Consider the following 1,704-nt stretch of genomic DNA (forward strand, 5'->3'; position numbering starts at 1 on the left):
CCGGCGGCTGGATCAGCCCCGACGTGGCGGCGGCCGGCGCGGCGTCGGCGACGGCCGAGTGCCAGAACTCCGGCCCGGGGAAGTACGAGCCGACCGGCAGCGCCGCGTTGAACACGATGTGCGGCACCCGCCCGTCGGCCCACTGGGCCCGGAACAGGCTGGCCAGCTCCCGCCAGGCGCGCTCGGGACGGACGTGGGACCAGCCGATCGCGATGAACGCCGAGTCCCAGCTCCACTGGTGCGGGTAGAGGGTCCGGGACGGCACCGTGTGGTCGTGTTCCCAGTTGCTCTCCAGGGTGTCGACGGCGAGCTGCCACAGCTCCGCGGGGGCGCGCACCTCACCGGTGCTCGTGCCGCCCACCCCGCTCAACTCGATGATTCGCTCGCTGCGCTCGCTCATGCCGCCGCCGCCCGGGGCTGGGCGTGCCGCAGCACGGTCGCCGCCTGTTGCAGGGCCCGGACCGGGTCGCCGCGCAGCCGGCACTCCAGCGCCAGCCACCCGGTGTAGCGGATGTCCAGCAGGGTCCGCAGCAGCAGTGGCCAGTCCAGGTGGCCGGCGCCGGGCTGGTAGCGGTTGGAGTCGCTGACCTGGACGTGGCCCAGGTACGGCGCGGCGGCGCGCAGCGCGGCGGGTGCGTCGTCCTCCTCGATGTTCATGTGGAAGGTGTCGGCGACCACCCGCACCGAGGGCAGGCCGACCGCCGCGCAGAGGGTGACCGCGTCGTCGAGCCGGTTGACCATGTGGTCCTCGTACCGGTTCAGGGGTTCCAGGAAGAGGGTGACCCCCTCGGCGCGGGCGTGCTCGCCCAACTCGCCCAGGGCGTCGACGAGGACCTGCCGGTCGCCGGCCGGCGACCGGGGCGGCTCGAACGGCGGCAGCCGGCGGGAGAACATCCCCCACGCGGCCGGGGTCATCGCCCCGATGCCGCCCACCTCGGCGATGACCGACAACTGCGAGCGCAGGTTGCGGACCGCGTCGCGGGACCGCTCGGGGTCGAAGTCCCCGATGAAGTGGTCCATCTCCACGCAGACGGTGGGCATCACCACCCCGGCGGCACGGGCCCGGCGCAGCTCGGGCAGGCGCGCGGCGAACGACAGGTCACCACGGCCGCGCAGCTCGACGGCGTCGTAGCCGAGCGCGGTGGCGAGGGCGTACTTGCGGATCAGGTCGGTGCCCGGCAGGAGCTGTTCCTGGCAGGCCAGTGGAATCGTCATTCAGAACCTCAGCACGACTTGGAGGACGTCACCGTCACCGCGGTCGAGCAGCGCCAGCGCGTCGGCCACCGCGCTGGCGTTGACGACGTGGCTCACCAGCGGCAGCGGGTCGACGCTGCCGTCCGCCACCAGTTCCATGAAGGTCCGTGCGACACGCTCACCGGTCCACCGGCCGGCCATGCCGGGTGCCGGAGTCGGCCCGGAAACCTGGGCCGCCACCAACTGGATCCGGTTGTGGTGGAACTCCTCGCCCAGGCCGAGGCCGTCGGCCTGCCCCTGGTAGAAGCCGGCGGCCACGACGCGGCCGGCGTGGGTGGTGGCCCGGATCGCCTCGTGCAGCGCCGGGTAGGCGCCGGACAGTTCCAGGCAGACGTCCGCGCCCCGACCCCCGGTCGCCGCGCGCAGCACGGCGGCGGCGGATTCGGTGCCGGCGTCGACGACCGTACGCGCGCCGAGGCGGGCGGCGTGCGCCAGCCGGCTGGGCACCCG

2 protein-coding genes and 1 pseudogene are annotated in these 1,704 nt (G+C 74.2%); all 3 read right to left on the reverse strand.

What is annotated here, in order from left to right:
• Positions 1-400 (reverse strand): annotated as a pseudogene (locus tag AB0I76_RS29370) (hypothetical protein); the annotation flags it as partial.
• Positions 397-1,215 carry a sugar phosphate isomerase/epimerase family protein gene (locus tag AB0I76_RS29375; protein ID WP_357042239.1) on the reverse strand — a complete coding sequence of 273 codons (819 nt, stop codon included), beginning with the start codon at positions 1,213-1,215 and terminating at the stop codon, positions 397-399. The pseudogene AB0I76_RS29370 and the gene AB0I76_RS29375, both read right to left, overlap by 4 nt.
• On the reverse strand, positions 1,216-1,704 hold a 489-nt coding region (locus AB0I76_RS29380), incomplete at its 5' end, for a zinc-binding dehydrogenase (protein WP_357042242.1).

Source organism: Micromonospora sp. NPDC049799, assembly GCF_040656655.1.
Lineage (GTDB): Bacteria > Actinomycetota > Actinomycetes > Mycobacteriales > Micromonosporaceae > Micromonospora.

Coding starts and splice junctions, on each gene's coding strand:
- AB0I76_RS29375 (WP_357042239.1), bottom strand. CDS start 1,215: ATGACGATTCCACTGGCCTGCCAGGAACAGCTCCTGCCGGGCACCGAC.